The sequence below is a fragment of the Phaeobacter sp. CAU 1743 genome, assembly GCF_039839315.1.
In the GTDB taxonomy this organism is placed as follows: domain Bacteria; phylum Pseudomonadota; class Alphaproteobacteria; order Rhodobacterales; family Rhodobacteraceae; genus Phycobacter; species Phycobacter gallaeciensis_A.
Genome location: NZ_JBDOQR010000041.1, coordinates 22,447 through 42,081 on the forward strand (window position 1 = coordinate 22,447; position 19,635 = coordinate 42,081).

Genomic DNA, 19,635 nt, shown 5'->3' on the forward strand with positions numbered 1-19,635 from the left:
CATGAAGGCGCTTCACCATATCTTCTGGCTGGGCACCAAGGAGCTGCGCACGGTGCTGATGGATCCGGTGATGGCGGGGCTGATCCTCTTCGTGTTCACCTTCATGGTCTATATGGATGCCACCAGCCTACCGGAGAACGTCAATAACGCCTCTATCGCCATTGCGGACGAGGACAATTCGCAGTTGTCCCGCCAAATCGCCAACGCCTTTTACCCGCCCTATTTCCAGACCCCGATCCCCATAGATGCGGATGAGATCGGCCCCGGGCTGGATCAGGCGCGGTTCCTCTTTGCGCTGGTCGTCCCCCCCGATTTCGAGGCACAGCTGCGCAAAGGCAGCCAACCCGAAATCCAGCTGCATATCGATGCAACCGCAGTGATGCAGGCTGGGCTGGGCGATGGATACATTCAGGCGATCATCCAGACCGAGGTCAGCCGCTATCTGGCGGGCCGCGATCCGTCCGCCGGTGCGCCGGTCGATCTGGTGCTGCGGCGGGCCTATAACCCCAATGGCAGCCAGGTCTGGTTCAACGCCTTGAATGGCATCCTGAACTACCTGACCATGGTCGCGATCATGCTGACCGGCGCGGCCCTGATCCGCGAGCGCGAACACGGTACCATCGAACATCTTCTGGTGATGCCCCTCACCGCTTTTCAGATCGCCCTGGCCAAGATCTGGGCCAATGGGCTGATCATCATCAGCGTCTTTGCCCTATCGATGCTGGTGGTGTTCGAGGGCCTGCTGCAGGTGCCAATGGTCGGCACGCATGCACTGCTTTTTGCGGGCACAGCGGTTTACCTGTTTGCAGCGGCAGCCATCGGGATTTTCCTTGGCACCATCGCCCGGACCATGGCGCAATTCGCCCTGCTGATCATGATGACGATCATGCCAATGATGATGCTGTCCGGCGGCATGACCCCGATCGAAAGCCAGCCTGATATCGTTCAGCCCTTTACCTGGCTGCTGCCCTCGCGCCACTACATGGCCTTTGCCGAGGCTGTGGTGTTCCGCGGGGCGGATCTGTCGATTGTCTGGCCCGAACTGCTGACGATGGCTTGCCTGGGCGCGGTGTTCCTGTCCGGCAGCCTGCTGGCCTTTCGCCGGGCACTGGGAACCAGCGTCTGAACCGGAGGGCGTCTACCCAGCCCGCCTGCTCCTAAACCTTACGCCTCAGTAGCGGGGCAGCGCGTGTCAGCGTCCAATCACCGACAGGAGGTCGGGATTGATCACCAGATTGCGCACGCCATGGGCGTGGTCTTCGTCAAAGGTGTTGTAGTCCAGCCATCTGGCGACCGACTGGATGCTGACCTTGGCCACCTTGGGGCGCACCGCCCAGGTGACCTGAAAGGGCGATCCCTTCTCGTTATAGCCAGGTCCGGTGGTTGAACCCGCATAGACGACCGGCCGCCCGGTATCGGTTGGCATGTTTACCGCCTGGGTCAGGCCGTTTTTCTTTTGTAAGCGCGTGACTTTGGTGAAATCGAGCGCGGTCTCGTCATTGACCAGCACAAAGACCTGCGCCTCCACCCGCAGCTGCGGGTTCTTGATGGCCTCGCTGAGGCAGGAGCCAAGCGTCGGGCCGGGATCGACCCGCGCGGTGGTGTGCACGAAATGCACCTCAATCGTGTCGCCGGGCACCAGACTGCCGTGTTCGGTGGCTCCGACCTCTTCATGGTACGGCGCAAGTTCCGTCACGCTCAGCTCACCGGAATATTTGTAGCCGCTGCCATAGCCGTGACCATCGCCGTTGCCAGCATAGGTGGTGAATTCCCCGCCCCGGTGTTCGGCGCTTTCGTGGAAATGGATGTTGCAGAGGTTCATTTCGTTATAGGGTGGTGCGGCTTCGAAACTGACCTTGTTGCTGCCGCCCATGCTGTCGATATCGCGCGGCGCCTGCGGCCCGAACCCGGCAAACAGCGTGTTTTCCGACAGGGCCTGACGTTGCTCAGCGATCACCGCATCGGGGACCACGTGCATCTCTTCACCGTGCCCGGTCGAGGTTGCATGAACGCCGCCTGCCCACAGGAAAAAGGATGAAACGGTAACCGCACGCAAATATGCTCGTGTCATGAAGAACTCCCTCGCCGATTGCTGGACCTTCGCACGCTTCTGTTCAGAATATCATTCTTAACAAAAGTATTGAACAAGGGGTTAGCGGAGCATTTTAAAGACATCATGCCGCAGCACCGTCGGCTCTCTGCGGCACGGAGAAAGGTTTGACCTGTGCGGCGCTTTGGGGTCAGCTGCCGTGATCGAGCAGCAAAACCAAAGGAGCGCCAAAATGCGCGTGATGATCACTCTTCTGACCCTGATGACACTCAGTGCCTGCGATGTGCCCTTCGTGCCGCTGATCTGACGCTGCGCAACCGGTGCGCTCCGCGCAGATGCAAAAAGGCCCCGGAACTATCCGGGGCCTTTTGAGTTTGCTACCAGACCGTCAGGTCAGGCTGCGGAGGCTTCCCGTTTTTCATCGCGTGCAAAGAAGATCAGGTAGAACACCGGCGCCGCCACCAGCGTCAGCACCGTGGCAAAGGCCAGACCGCCCATGATCGTGATCGCCATCGACACGAAGAAGGCATCGCTCAGCAGGGGCGCCATGCCAAGGATCGTGGTGATCGCGGCCAGCATCACCGGACGCAAACGCGACACCGACGCCTCGACGATCGCCTCGCGCAGTGGCCGCCCTTCGGCCCGCACCAGATCGATTTCCTCGACCAGGACGATGCCGTTCTTGATCAGCATGCCCGACAGGCTGAGGAGCCCAAGAAGCGCGGTAAAGGTAAAGGGCAGACCGGTGCCCAGAAGCCCGATGACCACGCCGTTGACCGACATCGGCACCAGCAACCAGATGATCACCGGCTGACGGATCGCATTGAACAGCAGGACCGAGATCAGCACCATGATCAGCAGGGACACCGGAAGCTGCGCGCCAAGGCTCTTGTTGGCGTCGGCCGAGCTTTCGTGCTCCCCGCCCCATTCCATCCGGTAGCCCGGCGGCAGGGCGATCTCCTCGATGCTGTTCTGCACCTCCTTGAACACTGTTGCAGCAGTGACATCCGGCGCGATATCCGCCCCCACGGTCAGGGTAAACACCCGGTCGCGGCGATGCATCAGGGTGTTCTGCACCTTGATCTCGACCCCGTCGATCATCTGCTCCAGAGGCATGAAACGGTTCGACGAGGTGGAGAAGACCAGCTGATCCATGATGTTGAACTGATCCTCCGGCGATCTGCGCAGGATGATCGGGATCTGCCGGTCGCGTTCACGGAACATGCCCGCCGTCACCCCGTCGGTGGAGAACTGCAAGGTGCCCGCGATATCCTCGCGGGTGATCCCCGCCGTCTGTGCCCGGTCTGTGGCATAGATCGGTTCCAGCACCAGTTCCTGTTCGCGCCAATTGTGCCGCACGCTCAGGATACTTTCAGAGCCGTCTTTCAGCCGCACCATGGCTTCCTCCCCCAGCTGGCGCAGAACCGCCGGATCGGGACCCGAGAAACGAACCTGAACGGGATCACCGCCGCCTGGGCCAAAGACCAGACGTTTGGTGCGGAATTCCGCCTCGGGGAAATTGCTGCGCCCAAAGGCCTCAAGATCGGCCTGAAGCGCCGGGATTGCCTGCAGGCTGCTCGCGCGGATGATCAGGTGGCCATAGCTGGGGTTCGCCTTTTCCGCCGAATAGGTCAGCATGAAACGGGTCGCCCCCTGCCCCACAAAGGCCGCGGTTGATTCCACATCGGGACGCTCAGACAGCCAGTCTTCGACCCGTTGCAGCTGCGCCGAAGTGGTGTGAATCGAGGTGCCCTGCGGCAGTTTCAGATGCACGAAGAACAGAGGCGTGTTGGAATCGGGAAAGAACGCCTGTTTGACCTGTCCAAAGCCTATGTAGCACACGGTCGTCAGGGCAATCAGCCCTACCACCACCAGCCAGCGCAGTTTGAGCGCCAGGCGCAGGCTGGCGCCATAGGCGCGGAAAATCAGCCCGCCGTATTCGTCGCCGCCGCCACCAATGCCGCGTTTGAAGAAATAATGCCCCAGCAACGGCGTCACCGTCAGCGCCAGAAGCCAGCTCAAGAGCAGCGAAATGCCGATCACGGCAAACAGCGAGAAGAGGAATTCACCGGTGGAATCCGGACTGAGGCCGATACCGGCAAAGGCCATGATCCCGATGACAGTCGCGCCCAGAAGTGGGATCTGCGTCTTGCTGGCGGCCTCATGCGCGGCCTCGCGAGAGTTCTTGCCTCGCAGCATCGAGATCTGCATGCCCTCGGCAACCACGATGGCATTGTCCACCAGCATCCCCATAGCAATGATCAACGCGCCCAGGGAAATCCGCTCCATCTCGATACTGAAAAGGTTCATGAACAAGAGCGTTCCGACCACGGTCAGCAGCAAGGTCACGCCAACGACAATGGCCGCGCGCATGCCCATGAACAGCGCCAGAACCACAACCACGATGGCGACGGACATCGCCAGGTTCACCAGGAAGTCATTCGAGGCCTGCTCGACCACCACGTGCTGCTGATAGATCGGCTGCAGCGACACGCCATAGGGGATGTCACTGTCCAGCTGCGCCAGCTTGGCATCGACGTTCTTGCCCACATCCACGATGTTTTCCGACGCGATACCGGCCACCCCAAGAGTAAAGGCCTCTGCCCCATTGTAGCGCACGATCAGATCGGGATCAGCAACCCGGCCGCGGTGGACCTTGGCCATGTCGATCACGTTGATCACCTCGCCCTGTACCCCAACAGAAAGACCGGCGATTTCCGAAACACTGTCCGATCCTTGCGGCGCCAGCAGCCGGGTGTCGGCATCGCCCGCATCCAGTTTGCCCGCCGGGCGAACCGAGTTGGAGGTGGCGATGGCATTGGCGATCGCCGTCAGTGGTACATTCAAGTTGACCGAAATCGGCAGGTCGGGTTCGACATAGATCGCTTCGTCCGGCAGGCCGGAGACATCCACATCGGCAACCCCATCAACCGTTAACAGCTCCCGCCGTAGGAAAGTTGCCAGTTCATGCTTTTCCGCATCGCTGAACCCGTCTGCGGTGACGGCATAGAACAGGCCGAACACATCGCCGAAGGCATCGTTCACGAAGGGCTGACTGGTGCCTTCGGGCAGGGACAGGGCCGCATCGCGGATCTTCGCGCGCAGTTTGGTCCAGACGGCGGGAAGCTCGCTGCCGTCATAGGTCGATTTGATTTCAACTTCGATCAGGGATTGGCCCGGCTGGTTGATCGAGGTGATGATATCGACCTCGGCCATTTTCTGGATCGCAGACTCCAGCGGTTCAGAGACCTCCAGCGCCACCTGCTCTGCCGTGGCGCCCTGATACTGGGTCACGATGACAGCCTGTTTGATGGTAAAGGCCGGATCCTCAAGCCGTCCCAACGACAGGAAACCCCAGATGCCCCCGAACAGGGCAATCAACATGATCAGCCATGTATAAAGCGGTTTTTCGATTGAGCCGCGTGCAATATCCATCTGCCCGCCCTCAGTTCGCAAAACCGGCAAAGCGGCGTACCGCCTGCCCGTCCGACAGGGCGGTGCCGCCCGCCAGAACCACCTCTTCACCGCCAGTCAGACCTTCGGTGACGGTGAAATCGCCATCCTGCGTCGGCGTCACAGTGACAGGCCGCCAGGCGACCGTGCCATTGTCGGCCCCGGTGGGGCTAAAGACCATCACACCAGTCTGCCCTTCCGGGGACACCACGATGGCCGTTGCCGGCAGGCGGATCGCCGCAGCGCCGGTATTGACCAGCACCCGCACTGAAACCGAGGCCCCGGGCAGGATCTGCCGATCCTTAGGAGGCGCCAGACGGAAGGTCACCCGGTAGGTCTGCCCAACGCTGCTGGCCTCGGCATCGAATTCAAGAATTTCAACCGGATAGGTGGCGTCCCAGCCCGGGAAGGAGGCCGTGATATCCACCTTTTCATCTGCATTTGCCTGCTGAAACAGGATTTCAGGCACATCCACCTTGATGTGCAGTTCAGACATATCGTGCAGCCGGACGATGGGCGTGCCGGCGCTGACCGTGGTGAATTTCTCGACCTCGCGGCTGGAGACCAGCGCATCGAAGGGCGCCGTCAGCGTCGCATGCTGCAAGGCGTATTCCGCATCCCGCAGGGCGACCCCGGCCAGACCAGCCTGGGTTTCCGCATCATCGATGGACACCTGGCTGACCGTCCCGGTCAGTTTCTCCATCCGTGCCACCGTGCGGTCCGCCTGCGCCTTTTGCAGCCGGGCCTGTTCCAGTTTCAGCTCAAAAGGTTCCAGATCCAGTTGCGCAACAAGCTGCCCTTCGGGCACCACGGTGCCCTGCGCCACCGGAAACTCCAGCACCTGACCGCCCACCTGAAAGGCAAGGTCGACGGATTGTTTCGCCGCCACCTGACCAAAGAACTGGCGCTCAACCAACACGCTGCCCGCCTGCGTTTTCAGCAGCTTGACCGGTTTGGCCGTCTCTTGCGCCGCCAGCGGCCCTGCCTGCACCAGGGCCGAGAGGGCGAGCGCGGGCAGGATCAGCCGTGACACTCGGTGGAAGATTTTCATTCTCTGTCTCCTTTCGGATCCGGGCATCCCAGCGGGGCGCCGTTTCCTGTACTCGTATCATGTATTTTTTCACATAGCGCCGCGAACTGCGCGATCTCGTCCGTTGAAAGGCCAGAGACCTGGCGGAACAGTCGGCGGGCCTCCTCGTCCAGCTGGCTCCGCACGGTGCGGCCCTGGTCGGTCAGATGCAGCAACAGCGCCCGCCGGTCGTCCGGATCGGGCAGCCGCTGCACAAGACCCATCTCCTCAAGCCGATCCGCTGCCGCGGTGACGGACGGGGGGCCGGTCAGCAACAGTTGTGCCAGCGCCCCCATGCGCCGGGGCCGGTCCAGCCGGATCAGGATCCGGCTTTCCAACCGCCCGATCCGTGGCGCCTGATCCATACGCTCAACCGCATCGTCCAGCATCCAGTAGAGCGCGTAAACGCCCATAAGAGACCGGATTTCCGGCGATAGCTGCAAGGTGTCATCGGTCATGAGGCCAGGCCCGGTTGCAAAGAGGGTGTGCACCAGCGGATCGCCGTGGTGCGGGATTCGCAGCAGGTTACTTCAGCGAATGAACTTTTCATGTGAAGAAGTTCACATTCCCCGAACACTGCCCCACTGTTCCTGCTTGCCCCTGCGGCAGCTTGCGGCTGACCTTGACCTTCCGCACGCAAAATGCCCAGATATACGGCACTTTGCGAACTCGGGATCCGTTACCATGCACACAGCCGCCATAACCGGCACCGGGGTCTTCACCCCGTCTCAGATCATCACCAATGCCGAGCTGGTCGTGGCGTTCAACGCCTACGCCGACCGCATGAACGAAATGAACGCCGAGGCCATCGCAGCGGGCGAAATGGCCCCGATGCAGCACTCCTCGGAAGAGTTCATCGTCAAGGCCTCTGGCATCGAACAGCGCTATGTGATGGACAAGACGGGAATTCTCGACCCCGAGGTCATGCACCCGCTGCTGCGCCAGCGCAGCGATGACGAACCGGGCATCATGGCGGAAATGGCCGTCGATGCGGCGACCAAGGCTCTGGCACAGGCAGGCAAGACCGCGGGCGACGTAGACGCCGTGATCTGTGCGGCCTCCAATATGGAACGCCCCTACCCCGCGGTGGCAATCGAGATCCAGAAACTCCTCGGCATCGACGGATTTGCCTTCGACATGAACGTCGCCTGTTCCTCGGCCACGTTTGGCTTGCAGGTGGCCGCGGATATGATCCGCTCGGGCAGCATCCGCTCGGCGCTGGTGGTCAACCCCGAAATCTGCTCGGGCCATCTGGAGTGGCGCGACCGTGACTGCCACTTCATCTTTGGCGATGTGGCGACCGCAGCCCTGGTCGAACGGATCGAAGACGCCAAGGGACCGCATTTCGAAATCCTATCGACCCGCTGTGCCACCGAATTTTCCAACAATATCCGAAACAACAACGGCTTCTTGCGCCGCTCGCGCCCCGACGGGGTCGCGGACCGCCGCGACATGCAGTTCATGCAGAATGGCCGCAAGGTGTTCAAGGAAGTGCTGCCCATGGTCAGCGAGCACATCAGCACTCATCTGGCTGACAGTGGCATTGCCAATGACGATCTGAAGCGCCTGTGGCTGCATCAGGCGAACAAGGCGATGAATGATTTCATTGGCAAAAAGGTTCTGGGCCGCACCCCGGAGCCCGGCGAGCAGCCCAATATCCTGCAGGACTATGCCAATACATCATCGGCTGGCTCAATCATCGCCTTTGCGCAGAATTCCGATGACATGGCCGACCAAGAGATTGGCCTGATCTGTTCCTTCGGCGCCGGCTATTCGGTCGGCTCGGCGATCCTGCGCCGCCATATGGGCTGAAAACGGAAAAGGCCCCGCAGTCCGTCGGGGCCTACCAGCGGGACTACTGCCCCGCAATGAAACGTCCGAGAGCGTCAGTTGCTCTCTTCTTCGAGATGCAATTTCATATCCAACAGGACCTGCTGCAACAGGACCGTTTCCCGCAGCAAGCGCTTGGCCTCATTGACGGTGATGATGCCATCAGCGATGGCTTCCTGATATTCGCTCATCAGGGTTGCAAACCGCTGGCTCAGCGCGATCACGTCGGCATTCACCCCGCCTGTGCGCCCGACACTTTCCACGCCCGAATCGTCGGAGTGATTATAGGACAGCGTGATATTCTTCAGATCCGCGAGCGCCGAGGTCACATGCGGAAAAGAAGCAGCCCCCTCCAGCTTGGCCACGGAATCCACCGGCATGAACCGTTCCGTATGTTCGGCATTGTCTGAATAGTAACGACCCAATGTCGCCTTGGACTTGCCTGTAATCTGACAGGCGGCCTCTATGCCAACGTCCTTAACCAGCGCTTCGGTATGCTTTTTCAGGTACCTGCCGATCTCTGCCATGTAAATCTTGCCTCATAAGCCGCCCCGGGGCGGGGAATGAACTTGTTAATTTCCCATGAAGTCCTTTTAAACGAATTGCAATACTAGCGCCATCCCTTGGGTTTTCAGGGATTTAACGAGTGGCCCAGATGCTATTGTGCATCTTTGTTTGGGGTTGAAGCAAACTTTGTGAGTGAGGTTGCGCTTCAATATGAGTGGGAGAGGTCAAGCATCCGTTTCGGGTGTACGACATATCCTTCTTTAGGCGTCCTCCCCAGTGGCGCGTGCCTGTATCCATCCCTAGGGTCTATTTCGACCCGGACTGGACGGGCTGCTGTGGGGGGGCGTATTTTGGACACCAGGGTTCGAATCCTGTGATCTGCACCGCCCTCTGCATCCCCACGATCCGGGATTATTTTGCGGTTCACTCAGCCATTGCCAAAGGGTAAACCGCACGCATGGCAAAGCTCTATTTCAACTACTCCACCATGAATGCCGGTAAATCCGCCGTGCTGCTTCAGGCCTCGCACAACTACCGCGAAAACAACATGGACACCTACCTTCTGACCGCACGTGTCGATGATCGGGCAGGCAAGGGCCGGATTGCTTCGCGGATTGGCATCAGCGCCGAGGCCGATGTGTTCAGTGCGGGCGAGGACTTGTTCGCAAAAATCAAATTACGCCTGTCACGAGGCAGCGTTGCCAGTATTTTTGTGGACGAAGCACAATTCCTGTCGCCAGATCAGGTCTGGCAACTGGCCCGTGTGGTCGATGATCTGGGGGTGCCGGTTCTGTGCTACGGGCTGCGGGTAGATTTTCAGGGCAACCTGTTTCCCGGATCCGCCACCCTCTTGGCGCTGGCCGATGAAATGCGCGAGGTGCGAACCATCTGCCATTGCGGCAAGAAGGCCACCATGGTGATCCGGCAGGACGATCAGGGCCGTGCGATCACCACGGGTGATCAGGTGCAGATCGGCGGCAATGAAACTTATGTCTCGCTCTGCCGCCGTCACTGGCGGGAAGCAGTTGGGGACGGCTCAAAATCCTGACCGTCCCCGAGTGGCTCAGACGGGGTTGGGCAGTTTCTGCCCGGCGATGAAGGCCGCGACATTGTCCAGCACCATATGTCCCATGTTGCTGCGCACCTCTTCGGTGGCCGTGCCCAGATGCGGCAGCAGGGTGACGCGATCAAGCGCGCGCAGCGCCTCAGGCACCTCGGGTTCGAATTCATAGACATCTAGGCCTGCCCCGGCGATGCGATGCTCTTGCAAGGCGGTGATCAGGGCCGCTTCCTTCACGATCTCGCCGCGGGCGATATTGATCAAATGCGCATGAGGCTGCATCGCCGCAAGCACCGCTTCATCCACCATATGCCGGGTGTCGGCGCCACCGGGCACGGCAACCACCAGGAAATCGACCTGCGCGGCCATCTCTGACAGGTTGGCGCAACGGGAGACAGGGAAACCCGGATCCTTGTCGCTGCGGGCGGTGTAGAGGACCTTCATGCCAAATCCGAAATGGCAGCGCTGCCCGATGGCGGCCCCGATGCGGCCAAGGCCGACGATGCCGACGGTTTTGCCCGTAACATGCTGACCCAGCATCTGGGTCGGATGCCAGCCTTCCCAGCTGCCATCGCGCACGAGCCGCTCCCCCTCGCCTGCGCGGCGGGCCGACATCAGCAGCAAGGTCATCGCGATATCGGCAGTCGCATCGGTGACCGCGCCCGGCGTGTTTGTCACAGCAACACCAGCGGCCCGGGCGGCCTCTACGTCAATATGGTTGTAGCCAACGCCGAAATTCGCCAGCAGCCGACACCGCGGCGCAGGCACTGCGGCAAAGATCTCGGCATCGAACCGGTCGCCCAGCGTCGGCATGACCACGTCATAATCCCGCAAGGCACGCTGCATTTCCGCGCGGCTCAGCACGCCCGTATCGGGGCGGATATCCACATCGAACTCTTCCCGCGCACGGGCCTCGACAGCCGCTGTCATCGGCCGGGTAATCCAAAGTTTCATCGCTCAGTGCATCCTTCCGCCCAGCGGCACCGGACCATCCGGCCCGATCAGCCGGATCTCCCCGGCCTCATCCGGCAGGCCAAGCACCAGAACCTCTGACATGAACTTGCCGATCTGGCGCGGCGGGAAATTGACCACCGCCACAACCTGTTTTCCCACCAGCGTTTCCGGCGTGTAATGCGCGGTCACCTGGGCCGAGGTTTTCTTCTCACCGATCTCATCGCCGAAATCGATCCACATCTTGATCGCCGGTTTGCGGGCTTCGGGATAGGGTTCTGCCCGCACCACGGTGCCGACGCGGATATCGACCTTCAGGAAATCATCAAAAGAAATCTCAGCCACCGGACAGCTCCTTGGATCGGTTTGCAGCAGCGGCAACCGCCCGGCTCAGCAGGGGCGGGAAACCGCTGTCCTTGTCCATCAGCACCTCAAGCGCGGCCTGGGTGGTGCCATTGGGGCTGGTCACGTTCACCCGCAACTGGGCGGGATCTTCCGCGGCCGCCTCGGCCAGCGCCCCTGCGCCCGCCACGGTGGCCTTGGCCAATTTCGTCGCCAGATCGGCGGGCAGCCCCTGCGCCTCACCTGCGGCGGCCAGTGTTTCGATCAGGTGGAACACATAGGCAGGCCCGGAGCCGCTGACGCCGGTGACCGCATCCATCTGATCCTCGGACTGCAGCCGCACCGTCTGGCCGATCGCGGACAAGAGGGTTTCGGCCAGATCCATATCGGCGCCGCTGCTGCGCCCGTTGCCGATCAGGGCAGTGATGCCGCGCCCGATGGCGGCGGGTGTGTTGGGCATGGCGCGCACGATGGGGGTTTTCTCCCCCAGCATCGCCTCGTAGCTGGCACATGAGATGCCGGCGGCAACCGAGATGAACAGGGTATCGCCATTGCCCAGCGCCTGAAGCCCCGGCAGTGCATCGCCCATCATCTGCGGCTTTACCGCGATCAATACGATGGCTGGGTTCTGCGGCAGGCCGCCGTTGATGGTCACGCCGGTCTGTTTCAGCCAGTCCGAAGGATAGGGATCCAGAACCCAGACCGACGACGCGGGCAACCCGCCGTCCAACCATCCGGCCAACATCGCCGAGCCCATCTTGCCGCATCCCAAAAGGACCAGCCCGCGATCCGCGATATCCGTCATGTCCATTGTCCCTGCCCCAGTGCTGTTACATCAGTTTCAGGGCACAGGTTTACGCGCGGCCATAAGCCTCTGCAATGGCGACCTGAAGAGATTCCTGAGGCGTTCGCCCGGCCCAGGTGGTCAGCTGAATGGCCGGGTAGTAACGCTCGCAATTCGACACAGCCGCCTGGATCATCGCATCGATCTGCTCGGCGCTGGCCGATTGGCCGCCCGACAGGATCAGGCCATAGCGATAAAGCATCAGCTTGTGCTCGGCCCAATAGGTAAAGGCCCCTGCCCAGCACTGATCGTTCATCCGGTTGAGAAGGTCATAGAGCAGCGGCAGCTTGTCCTCAGGCGGATCCATTTCGAAACTACACACCAGCCGCAGGGTTTCCTCGTATCCCGACCAGGCCAGGGTTACCGAATAGGTGCGCCATTGCCCCTCGACGGCCATGGCGATCTGATCATCGCCAATCCGGTCAAAATCCCAGTCATGATGGGAGGCAACGTTCTCAACGATGTCTATGGGGTGGATGTCGTCTTCCAGATGATGCTCGGATAGGGCCATGATGCCACCTCTCTGGTATCTAGCATACGCACCTCTTCGGGTCCGCTAGAGCTAGCTTTGCGCTCAAAGGACCGGGGAGGCATCCCCGCTCCCATACTAGATATGGTGGACACCCGGATAGGCGCTGGCAACCCTTTATTTGGGGATATCTGCAATAAGTTGTGGATGAAGCGGAAAGCCACCCAAAATATCGGCAAAGCTGTGGATAAGGTCCCGGGCGCAAATCAGGCGGCCCAATCAAGGCGCCGCGCTATGCGGCCGTCACTGCCGGGACGTGCCGCCTGCACCGGACCCAAGCGGGTTTTTCGCCCGCGCAGGCGCATGCGTATTCTGGATGGGTCCGGTCTTTAATCTTCAGTCATCAGTTTTTGGCAGAGGCCTCAAGCGCATCGAGGCGGGCTTTCAGCGCTTCGTTTTCTTCGCGGGCCTTCTGCGCCATGGCGCGCACCGCGTCAAATTCTTCGCGTGTCACGAAATCACGGTCGGCCAGCCAGCGGTCGATCATGCTCTTCATCGCGGTTTCAGCTTCTTCGCGGGCGCCGTGGGCCACACCCATGGCATTGGTCATCAGCTGGGAAATATCGTCGAGGATCTTGTTGCGGCTCTGCATCGTCTTCTCCGTATCAGGCTTATGCCCTATATGGGCAACCAAAGGGCCGCGGGCAAGCCGTTGACTTCCCTTCCAGAGCAAAGGCATTCAGTCGCACATGCACGCAATGATCCAATTCCCCGACCTGTCGCCCGAAATCTTCTCGATCACCATCGGATCTTTTGAGTTCGCGCTGCGCTGGTACGCGCTGGCCTATATCGTCGGGATCCTGATCGCCTGGCGGTTGGCAGTGGCGGCTCTGCGACAGCCCGCACTCTGGCCCGCGAGCCAGCCACCGATGCGTCCGCAGCAGGTCGAGGATCTGCTGACTTGGATCATCATTGGCGTGATCCTTGGCGGGCGGCTGGGGTTCGTTTTGTTCTACCAGCCGGGATACTACCTCTCCAACCCGGCCGCGATCCTGAGGATCTGGGAAGGCGGCATGGCCTTTCACGGCGGGCTGATCGGCGTGGTGCTGGCGGCCTGGATCTTTGCGCTGCGCCACGGCGTACCCCGTCTGCAGATGGCCGATCTGGTGGCCGTCAGCGTGCCGCCCGGGCTGATGCTGGGACGGCTGGCCAATTTCATCAATGCGGAACTCTGGGGGCGGCCAACGGATCTGCCCTGGGGCGTCGCCTTTCCAGGACAGGCCGCGCAGGACTGTGGGCAGGCCCTGGGCGAGATTTGCGCGCGGCACCCGTCGCAGCTTTATGAGGCGCTACTGGAAGGCGCGCTGCTGGCGACATTGCTGCTCTGGATGGTCTGGCGGCGTAGGGCCTTTCACCGGCCCGGATTGGTGCTGGGGCTGTTTCTGGCGGGCTATGGCATGGCGCGGTTCCTGGTGGAATTCGCCCGTCAGCCCGACGCGCAGTTCGTGACCCCTGGCAATCCGCTCGGCCTTGCCTGGCATGTCGGCGGCTACGGGCTGACCATGGGGCAGCTTCTGTCGCTGCCGATGATCGCGCTGGGGCTGGTCTTTGCCATCGCCGCCCTGCGCCGCCAGAGGATCACGGCATGAGCCTGCTGGATCATCTGATTGCCCGCATCGATGTCGACGGGCCGATGAGCCTGGCCGATTACATGGCCGAATGCCTGCTGAACCCCCGCTTTGGCTATTATACCACCCGCGATCCGCTGGGCGCTGCCGGGGATTTCACCACGGCGCCGGAAATCAGCCAGATGTTCGGTGAGCTGCTGGGCCTGTGTCTGGCGCAAAGCTGGCTGGATCAGGGCGCGCCTGCGCCGTTCACCCTGGCCGAGCTTGGCCCTGGCCGCGGCACCCTGATGGCGGATCTGTTGCGCGCCACCCGCGCGGTGCCCGGTTTCCACGCCGCGCTGGAGCTGCATCTGGTGGAGGCCTCCCCCACCCTGCGCGAGGCGCAGGCCAAGGCGCTGACAGGGTTTGAACCGATCTGGCACGACACCATCGACAGCCTGCCACAGCAGCCGCTATTTCTGGTTGCCAATGAGTTCTTTGACGCCCTGCCCGTGCGCCAGTTCCTGCGCGATGGTACCGGCTGGCGCGAAAAACGCATCGGCATGCAGAACGGCACGCTGGCCTTTGGCCTTGGCCCGGTGACCGAACAGCCCGCGCTCAGCCACCGGCTTGAGGACACCCGCGAGGGCGACCTTGTCGAACTCTGCGAAGGCGCGGCCTCTATCACCGCTGCAATCGCGGCACGTATCGCAGCGTATGGCGGCGCGGCGCTGATCGTGGACTATGGCGATTGGCGCTCGCTTGGCGACACGCTGCAAGCGCTGCGCGATCATGCGCCCTGTGATCCGCTGGAGGCACCCGGCAGCGCAGACCTGACCACCCATGTGGATTTTGAGGTTCTGACACAGGCGGCACAGGCGCACGGCTGCACGGCCACGCGGCTGACCCCGCAGGGCGTGTTTCTGGAGCGGCTGGGCATCACCGACCGCGCCCGCGCCCTTGCCGCACCGCTAGAGGGCGATGCACTCGACAATTTGATCGCCGCACATCGGCGGTTGACGCACCCCGAGGAAATGGGAAACCTGTTCAAGGTGCTGGGTCTCTACCCCGGCAACGCGACACCACCACCGGGGCTTCAGTCATGACGCTGGAAATACTGACATCGGATCTTCTTGGCCCCGTGCGGCACGGGTTCTTTACCCGCCGGGGCGGAGCATCCTCCGGCATTTTCGAGGGACTGAACTGCGGGCTTGGATCTTCAGACCAGCGTGAAGCGGTCGAACTGAACCGCGCCCGCGTCGCCGCCGCAATGGAGGTCGCCCCGGAGAAGCTCGCCCGGGTCAATCAGGTGCATTCCCCCGACGTCGCGGTAATCGAAGAGGTTGGCAACAGCCCGGACAGAGCCGATGCCATGGTCACCCGCACACCGGGTGTCGCCCTGTCGATCCTAACGGCAGACTGCCAGCCGGTGTTGTTTGCTGACCCCGAGGCCGGAGTGATCGGCGCCGCCCATGCCGGCTGGCGCGGGGCGCTGGACGGGGTGCTCTCTGCGACGGTCGAGGCGATGGTGGATCTGGGCGCAACCCGCAGCAATATCCTTGCCGTCATCGGCCCGACCATTTCGCAGCGCGCCTATGAGGTTGGCCCCGAGTTCTTCGACGACTTCATGGCCGAGGACCCGGAGAACGCGCGCTTCTTTGCCAATGGCGAAGGCGACCGCTTGCTGTTCGACCTGCCCGGTCTTGGCCTGCATAAACTGCGCAGCGCCGGGGTTGCGGAGGCGGAATGGACCGGCCACTGCACCTATAGCGATCCAAAGCGATTTTATTCCTATCGGCGTGCCACCCACGAAAAACAGGCTGATTATGGCAGGCTGATTGCCTGTATCCGCCTGTAGGAAAAAGAAAACACACGCGCCCCCGATCCCTTTTGAAAATTCCTGGAGATCCCCGGCAGCCCGATTGTGACCGCCCCGGCCCCGCTTTGCCGGGGCTTTTCCATGCCCGCGCCACAATAACGTCGCATTGATTACCGATACCTGCGCTCAGACAGACATCGTTCAGAATGGACCCTGCAGGAGCAATAATGACAGCACGAACCCGTTTTATCGCTTCCATTGTTGCAACTGCTAAAAGCGAGAAAAGCAAATTGCCCTGGCACCGCGGCGTGGCGCGACGTGCGTCAATAGAGCGCCGCCGCAGCACCCGCAGTGACCCGAAGGCACTGAAAAGCGCCTGAGTTACCGCGGAAAACTTGCCTTTACTTCCCGGCGGATTGCAGCCTCTGGACGTCTTCCCTGTGTTCAGAAAATGCACAGAAAGACCGGCCTGGGCAGGATGCGCGGAGCGGGGTTCTTCCGTGTAGAGGTTTGCTTAAACTCTTGCGGTCACCTTCCCGCCCAGTCCGGCACTCCGGTCCGGCGCAGGTGCAAAAAACGACGGTGCCTGATCAAACAGTCCGAATGCCCCGCAGCCGCGGGGCTGTGGTTCCGAAGTCGAATTGAGAAAGGCCCTGACGCTATGAACACGCCTCACTCGCTGCACCAGGCCGCTGCGTCCGCAGCCGAAGCCACTGCCCTGCTTCAGGATCCCGCCGCGCTGCGCATGGTCACCAAACCGCAGTTGCGCCGGTTCGAGGTCAGCGCCCTTTTGTCCAACGGAACCGTCGCGGAAACCCGTCACATCGCGCCGGCCCTGCCACTGTTCGAAAACGCCTTTTGTGCCTTTACCCGCGGAACGCTGGTGCAGACCGATATGGGCCCCGTCGCCATTGAGGACCTCTGGCCCGGTGACATGATCGCAACGCAAACCGGGGAATATCAGCCGTTGATCTGGAAAGGTTCCACCAGCCTGGTTCCAGCGCGCGCTGATTCCAAGGGACAGACCCATCCGCTGACCAGCTTCATGGCTGACAGTTTTGGAATGCAAAAACCCATGTCCTGCGTCGTGGCCGGTCCCGCCGCGCGGCTGCTGTGCACGCCGCCGCATATGCGCCGGGATGCAAGTGACAAGAAGTTGCTGACTCCGGTTCAGGATTTCCAGGACGGCATGAATATCTTTGAAACCTCACCGCCGACCGTGGTTGATATGTTCCATCTCTGCCTGCCGCAGCACGCGGTCATTCAGGTGGGGGGGCTGGAATTTGAAACCTATCATCCCGGGCCGAATGCGTTGAAACTGGTCAGCTATCCGATCAAGACGCTGTTCCTAAATCTCTTCAGCCACGCAGATGCGATTGCGGATTTCGGCCCGCTGGCCTTTGAGCGCGCAGACGCCGCTATCTGAACAACCTGTCAGCATCCCCTGTCGGCGACCTGGCACAGGTCCGGTCAGGGTTCCAGCGCCAGACGATCTTCGAGAACGTCGAACGGCACGCCCGGCTCGTCCTTGGCACCGCGGATCACCAACGATGTCTTGACGCTTGCCACGTTCGGCGTGGTCAGCAACTCTCCGGTCAGGAAACTCTGAAAGGTGCTGAGATCGGGTGAGACGCATTTGAGGATGAAATCCACCTCGCCATTCAGCATGTGACACTCGCGCACCAGCGGCCAGCCGCGGCATTTCTCCTCGAATGCGCTCAGCTCTGCCTCGGCCTGGCTTTCCAGCCCCACCATGGCAAAGACCTGAACCTCAAAGCCAAGCTCCCGGCTGTTGACCTCGGCATGATAGCCCCGGATCAGGCCTGCTTCCTCCAATGCACGCACCCGGCGCAGGCAGGGCGGCGCGGAAATTCCGACGCGTTTGGCCAGTTCTACGTTGGTCATGCGCCCATCGGCCTGCAGTTCCGACAAAATCTTGCGATCGATCGGATCAAGGCGTGTAGTGACCATTGTGGAAGCTCCCGTCAGTTTGCGTTTCTTATATCAGCGCCGCGAAAGCGCGCAATATTATTTCACTGCGCCGCAATAATCTTTGCCCTCCGCAAGATCAAGCTGCCTCGGATAACAGCTGCGTCACGAAGGTGATGCCGGGGGTTTAAGCGCCTCTGGTCTGTCGCTATATCCTGTGGCTGACGGCGGATTGCCCGCCAACCTGCGGATTTGGGGATATGAGATGAGCGATACGCGTCACACCAAGGTACTGATCATCGGGTCGGGTCCGGCCGGATATACTGCGGGGGTCTATGCCTCCCGCGCCATGCTGGAACCCATTCTGGTACAGGGCATCGAACCGGGCGGCCAGCTGACCACCACCACCGAAGTGGAAAACTGGCCCGGCGACACAGAGGTTCAGGGCCCTGATCTGATGGTGCGCATGCAGGACCACGCCAAGGCGATGGGCTGCGAGATCATCGGCGACATCATCACCGATCTGGATCTCAGCCAGCGCCCCTTTACCGCCAAGGGCGATAGCGGCACCACCTACACCGCAGACGCCGTGATCCTGGCGACCGGCGCCCGCGCGAAATGGCTGGGCCTGCCGACCGAGGACAAATTCAAGGGCTTTGGCGTCTCTGCCTGCGCCACTTGCGACGGCTTCTTCTACCGCGGTCAGGAAATCGTGGTGATCGGCGGCGGGAACACCGCCGTTGAAGAGGCGCTGTTCCTGACCAACTTTGCCTCCAAAGTTACCCTGATCCACCGCCGTGATGAGCTGCGCGCCGAAAAGATCCTGCAGGACCGGCTCTTGAAGAACCCCAAGATCGAACCGCTGTGGTTTCATCAGCTGGAAGAGGTCGTCGGCACCGATGCGCCGCTCGGCGTTGAAGGCGTCAAGGTCAAGAACGTGCAGACCGGCGAAATCTCGGAAATCCCCTGTAAGGGCGTCTTTGTCGCCATCGGCCACGCCCCGGCAACCGAACTGGTCAAGGATGTGCTGGAACTGCACAATGGCGGCTATGTGAAGGTCAAGCCCGGCTCCACCGAAACCTCGGTCCCCGGTGTTTTCGCAGCCGGCGATCTGACCGACCATAAATACCGTCAGGCCGTGACCTCTGCCGGGATGGGGTGCATGGCAGCCCTGGATGCCGAACGGTTCCTGGCCGAACAGGAATAACCAACGCCGAGGTCCTGCGGTCATACCGCCGCAGGCCGGGCCCAATGCCGAAAACAGCCGCACGCCCCCAAAGGGCGCGCGGCTTTCCTTTTGCAGAGCCTTGACCCGGATCGCGGCATCCCGTCACAGTCACCGCAGGCAACACGGAGGAGAGCAGCCGGTGACGCATGTGCTGTGGCAGGGCAACTGGATAATCCGCACCCGGATGGTGACCGGGCTGATCCTGTTCACCTATGTGTTCTTCCATTTCATCAACCTGGGCCTGGCGCTGTTCTCTCCTGCGGCGGTGGAGGCCATGCAGAGCGCCCGCCAGATCATCACCCGCAGTGTGCTGGGCGGTGTCATTCTCTATAGCGCGCTGATCCTGCATGCCGGGCTAGGGTCTGTGGACATTCAGGATTCCCAAGCTGGCTGAAATCTGATTCAAGCTTCCAAAATGGAGGTTTGAATGAACGAAGAGCGGTTTGTGTTGACAGATGAGGTCTGGGTCCGCCTTGC

General features: G+C 61.3%; 21 protein-coding genes. 10 read left to right on the forward strand and 11 right to left on the reverse strand.

What is annotated here, in order from left to right:
- Window position 1 precedes the first annotated feature (1 nt).
- Complete coding sequence (locus AAFO90_RS15640; protein WP_347509965.1) at window positions 2-1,126, forward strand: ABC transporter permease; 1,125 nt, start codon at window positions 2-4, stop codon at window positions 1,124-1,126.
- Between the two features lie 66 nt (window positions 1,127-1,192).
- Here the strand turns inward: AAFO90_RS15640 and AAFO90_RS15645 are convergent, their stop codons facing one another.
- From AAFO90_RS15645 to AAFO90_RS15660, 4 genes are all read right to left on the reverse strand, one after another.
- On the reverse strand, window positions 1,193-2,071 hold the full coding sequence (locus AAFO90_RS15645) for a delta-class carbonic anhydrase (protein WP_274837783.1): 879 nt from the start codon (window positions 2,069-2,071) through the stop codon (window positions 1,193-1,195).
- Between the two features lie 372 nt (window positions 2,072-2,443).
- Window positions 2,444-5,485: an efflux RND transporter permease subunit gene (locus AAFO90_RS15650; protein ID WP_347509966.1), complete on the reverse strand. Its 3,042-nt coding sequence runs from the start codon at window positions 5,483-5,485 to the stop codon at window positions 2,444-2,446.
- Window positions 5,486-5,495: 10 nt separating this feature from the next.
- Window positions 5,496-6,554: an efflux RND transporter periplasmic adaptor subunit gene (locus AAFO90_RS15655; RefSeq protein WP_274832922.1), complete on the reverse strand. Its 1,059-nt coding sequence runs from the start codon at window positions 6,552-6,554 to the stop codon at window positions 5,496-5,498.
- Complete coding sequence (locus AAFO90_RS15660) at window positions 6,551-7,030, reverse strand: MarR family transcriptional regulator (protein WP_274835048.1); 480 nt, start codon at window positions 7,028-7,030, stop codon at window positions 6,551-6,553. The genes AAFO90_RS15655 and AAFO90_RS15660 overlap by 4 nt, the downstream gene beginning before the upstream one ends.
- A 226-nt stretch (window positions 7,031-7,256) precedes the next feature.
- On the opposite strand from AAFO90_RS15660, the gene AAFO90_RS15665 reads away from it, so the two are divergent.
- Complete coding sequence (locus AAFO90_RS15665; protein ID WP_347509967.1) at window positions 7,257-8,384, forward strand: beta-ketoacyl-ACP synthase III; 1,128 nt, start codon at window positions 7,257-7,259, stop codon at window positions 8,382-8,384.
- A gap of 74 nt (window positions 8,385-8,458) precedes the next feature.
- Here the strand turns inward: AAFO90_RS15665 and AAFO90_RS15670 are convergent, their stop codons facing one another.
- The gene (locus AAFO90_RS15670) at window positions 8,459-8,929 is read right to left on the reverse strand and encodes a hypothetical protein (protein ID WP_065272916.1); all 471 of its coding nucleotides are present in this window, start codon (window positions 8,927-8,929) and stop codon (window positions 8,459-8,461) included.
- 437 nt (window positions 8,930-9,366) lie between these two features.
- On the opposite strand from AAFO90_RS15670, the gene AAFO90_RS15675 reads away from it, so the two are divergent.
- Window positions 9,367-9,957 (forward strand): thymidine kinase, encoded by a 591-nt coding sequence (locus AAFO90_RS15675; protein ID WP_347509968.1) that lies wholly within the window; start codon window positions 9,367-9,369, stop codon window positions 9,955-9,957.
- 15 nt (window positions 9,958-9,972) lie between these two features.
- Here the strand turns inward: AAFO90_RS15675 and AAFO90_RS15680 are convergent, their stop codons facing one another.
- The 5 genes from AAFO90_RS15680 to AAFO90_RS15700 all read right to left on the reverse strand — a co-directional run bounded on the left by AAFO90_RS15680 (window position 9,973) and on the right by AAFO90_RS15700 (window position 13,227).
- Window positions 9,973-10,923, reverse strand: coding sequence for a D-glycerate dehydrogenase (locus AAFO90_RS15680; protein ID WP_347509969.1), 951 nt, complete (start codon window positions 10,921-10,923; stop codon window positions 9,973-9,975).
- A 3-nt stretch (window positions 10,924-10,926) separates the two neighbouring features.
- On the reverse strand, window positions 10,927-11,265 hold the full coding sequence (locus tag AAFO90_RS15685) for a tRNA-binding protein (protein ID WP_347509970.1): 339 nt from the start codon (window positions 11,263-11,265) through the stop codon (window positions 10,927-10,929).
- Window positions 11,258-12,073 (reverse strand): pyrroline-5-carboxylate reductase, encoded by an 816-nt coding sequence (gene proC / locus AAFO90_RS15690; protein ID WP_347509971.1) that lies wholly within the window; start codon window positions 12,071-12,073, stop codon window positions 11,258-11,260. Before proC ends, AAFO90_RS15685 begins: the two co-directional genes overlap by 8 nt.
- A 43-nt stretch (window positions 12,074-12,116) precedes the next feature.
- A complete protein-coding gene (locus tag AAFO90_RS15695) occupies window positions 12,117-12,617 on the reverse strand; it encodes a YbjN domain-containing protein (protein ID WP_065272911.1) in 501 nt (166 codons plus the stop codon).
- Between the two features lie 361 nt (window positions 12,618-12,978).
- A complete protein-coding gene (locus tag AAFO90_RS15700; RefSeq protein WP_065272910.1) occupies window positions 12,979-13,227 on the reverse strand; it encodes an accessory factor UbiK family protein in 249 nt (82 codons plus the stop codon).
- 97 nt (window positions 13,228-13,324) lie between these two features.
- Here AAFO90_RS15700 and lgt point away from each other — a divergent pair, with 97 nt between their 5' ends.
- The 5 genes from lgt (at window position 13,325) to AAFO90_RS15725 (ending at window position 17,427) form a co-directional block, all read left to right on the forward strand.
- Complete coding sequence (gene lgt, locus AAFO90_RS15705; protein WP_347509972.1) at window positions 13,325-14,224, forward strand: prolipoprotein diacylglyceryl transferase; 900 nt, start codon at window positions 13,325-13,327, stop codon at window positions 14,222-14,224.
- Window positions 14,221-15,288, forward strand: coding sequence for an SAM-dependent methyltransferase (locus AAFO90_RS15710; protein WP_347509973.1), 1,068 nt, complete (start codon window positions 14,221-14,223; stop codon window positions 15,286-15,288). The genes lgt and AAFO90_RS15710 overlap by 4 nt, the downstream gene beginning before the upstream one ends.
- The gene (gene pgeF, locus AAFO90_RS15715) at window positions 15,285-16,040 is read left to right on the forward strand and encodes a peptidoglycan editing factor PgeF (RefSeq protein WP_274835054.1); all 756 of its coding nucleotides are present in this window, start codon (window positions 15,285-15,287) and stop codon (window positions 16,038-16,040) included. Before AAFO90_RS15710 ends, pgeF begins: the two co-directional genes overlap by 4 nt.
- A gap of 188 nt (window positions 16,041-16,228) precedes the next feature.
- A complete protein-coding gene (locus tag AAFO90_RS15720) occupies window positions 16,229-16,381 on the forward strand; it encodes a hypothetical protein (RefSeq protein ID WP_274830135.1) in 153 nt (50 codons plus the stop codon).
- Window positions 16,382-16,662: 281 nt separating this feature from the next.
- Window positions 16,663-17,427, forward strand: coding sequence for a Hint domain-containing protein (locus tag AAFO90_RS15725; protein WP_065272906.1), 765 nt, complete (start codon window positions 16,663-16,665; stop codon window positions 17,425-17,427).
- A gap of 44 nt (window positions 17,428-17,471) precedes the next feature.
- Here AAFO90_RS15725 and AAFO90_RS15730 read toward each other — a convergent pair whose 3' ends face one another.
- Window positions 17,472-17,972 (reverse strand): Lrp/AsnC family transcriptional regulator, encoded by a 501-nt coding sequence (locus tag AAFO90_RS15730; RefSeq protein WP_065272905.1) that lies wholly within the window; start codon window positions 17,970-17,972, stop codon window positions 17,472-17,474.
- A 223-nt stretch (window positions 17,973-18,195) separates the two neighbouring features.
- Here AAFO90_RS15730 and trxB point away from each other — a divergent pair, with 223 nt between their 5' ends.
- Complete coding sequence (gene trxB, locus AAFO90_RS15735) at window positions 18,196-19,137, forward strand: thioredoxin-disulfide reductase (protein WP_065272904.1); 942 nt, start codon at window positions 18,196-18,198, stop codon at window positions 19,135-19,137.
- 160 nt (window positions 19,138-19,297) lie between these two features.
- Window positions 19,298-19,552 carry a hypothetical protein gene (locus AAFO90_RS15740; RefSeq protein WP_347509974.1) on the forward strand — a complete coding sequence of 85 codons (255 nt, stop codon included), beginning with the start codon at window positions 19,298-19,300 and terminating at the stop codon, window positions 19,550-19,552.
- Window positions 19,553-19,635 lie beyond the last annotated feature (83 nt).

Bases quoted from the DNA above. Each gene is read 5' to 3' on its own strand.
- AAFO90_RS15640 (WP_347509965.1), top strand. From the start codon at position 2: ATGAAGGCGCTTCACCATATCTTCTGGCTGGGCACCAAGGAGCTGCGC.
- AAFO90_RS15645 (WP_274837783.1), bottom strand. From the start codon at position 2,071: ATGACACGAGCATATTTGCGTGCGGTTACCGTTTCATCCTTTTTCCTG.
- AAFO90_RS15650 (WP_347509966.1), bottom strand. From the start codon at position 5,485: ATGGATATTGCACGCGGCTCAATCGAAAAACCGCTTTATACATGGCTG.
- AAFO90_RS15655 (WP_274832922.1), bottom strand. From the start codon at position 6,554: ATGAAAATCTTCCACCGAGTGTCACGGCTGATCCTGCCCGCGCTCGCC.
- AAFO90_RS15660 (WP_274835048.1), bottom strand. From the start codon at position 7,030: ATGACCGATGACACCTTGCAGCTATCGCCGGAAATCCGGTCTCTTATG.
- AAFO90_RS15665 (WP_347509967.1), top strand. From the start codon at position 7,257: ATGCACACAGCCGCCATAACCGGCACCGGGGTCTTCACCCCGTCTCAG.
- AAFO90_RS15670 (WP_065272916.1), bottom strand. From the start codon at position 8,929: ATGGCAGAGATCGGCAGGTACCTGAAAAAGCATACCGAAGCGCTGGTT.
- AAFO90_RS15675 (WP_347509968.1), top strand. From the start codon at position 9,367: ATGGCAAAGCTCTATTTCAACTACTCCACCATGAATGCCGGTAAATCC.
- AAFO90_RS15680 (WP_347509969.1), bottom strand. From the start codon at position 10,923: ATGAAACTTTGGATTACCCGGCCGATGACAGCGGCTGTCGAGGCCCGT.
- proC (WP_347509971.1), bottom strand. From the start codon at position 12,073: ATGGACATGACGGATATCGCGGATCGCGGGCTGGTCCTTTTGGGATGC.
- AAFO90_RS15695 (WP_065272911.1), bottom strand. From the start codon at position 12,617: ATGGCCCTATCCGAGCATCATCTGGAAGACGACATCCACCCCATAGAC.
- AAFO90_RS15700 (WP_065272910.1), bottom strand. From the start codon at position 13,227: ATGCAGAGCCGCAACAAGATCCTCGACGATATTTCCCAGCTGATGACC.
- lgt (WP_347509972.1), top strand. From the start codon at position 13,325: ATGCACGCAATGATCCAATTCCCCGACCTGTCGCCCGAAATCTTCTCG.
- AAFO90_RS15710 (WP_347509973.1), top strand. From the start codon at position 14,221: ATGAGCCTGCTGGATCATCTGATTGCCCGCATCGATGTCGACGGGCCG.
- pgeF (WP_274835054.1), top strand. From the start codon at position 15,285: ATGACGCTGGAAATACTGACATCGGATCTTCTTGGCCCCGTGCGGCAC.
- AAFO90_RS15720 (WP_274830135.1), top strand. From the start codon at position 16,229: ATGACAGCACGAACCCGTTTTATCGCTTCCATTGTTGCAACTGCTAAA.
- AAFO90_RS15725 (WP_065272906.1), top strand. From the start codon at position 16,663: ATGAACACGCCTCACTCGCTGCACCAGGCCGCTGCGTCCGCAGCCGAA.
- AAFO90_RS15730 (WP_065272905.1), bottom strand. From the start codon at position 17,972: ATGGTCACTACACGCCTTGATCCGATCGATCGCAAGATTTTGTCGGAA.
- trxB (WP_065272904.1), top strand. From the start codon at position 18,196: ATGAGCGATACGCGTCACACCAAGGTACTGATCATCGGGTCGGGTCCG.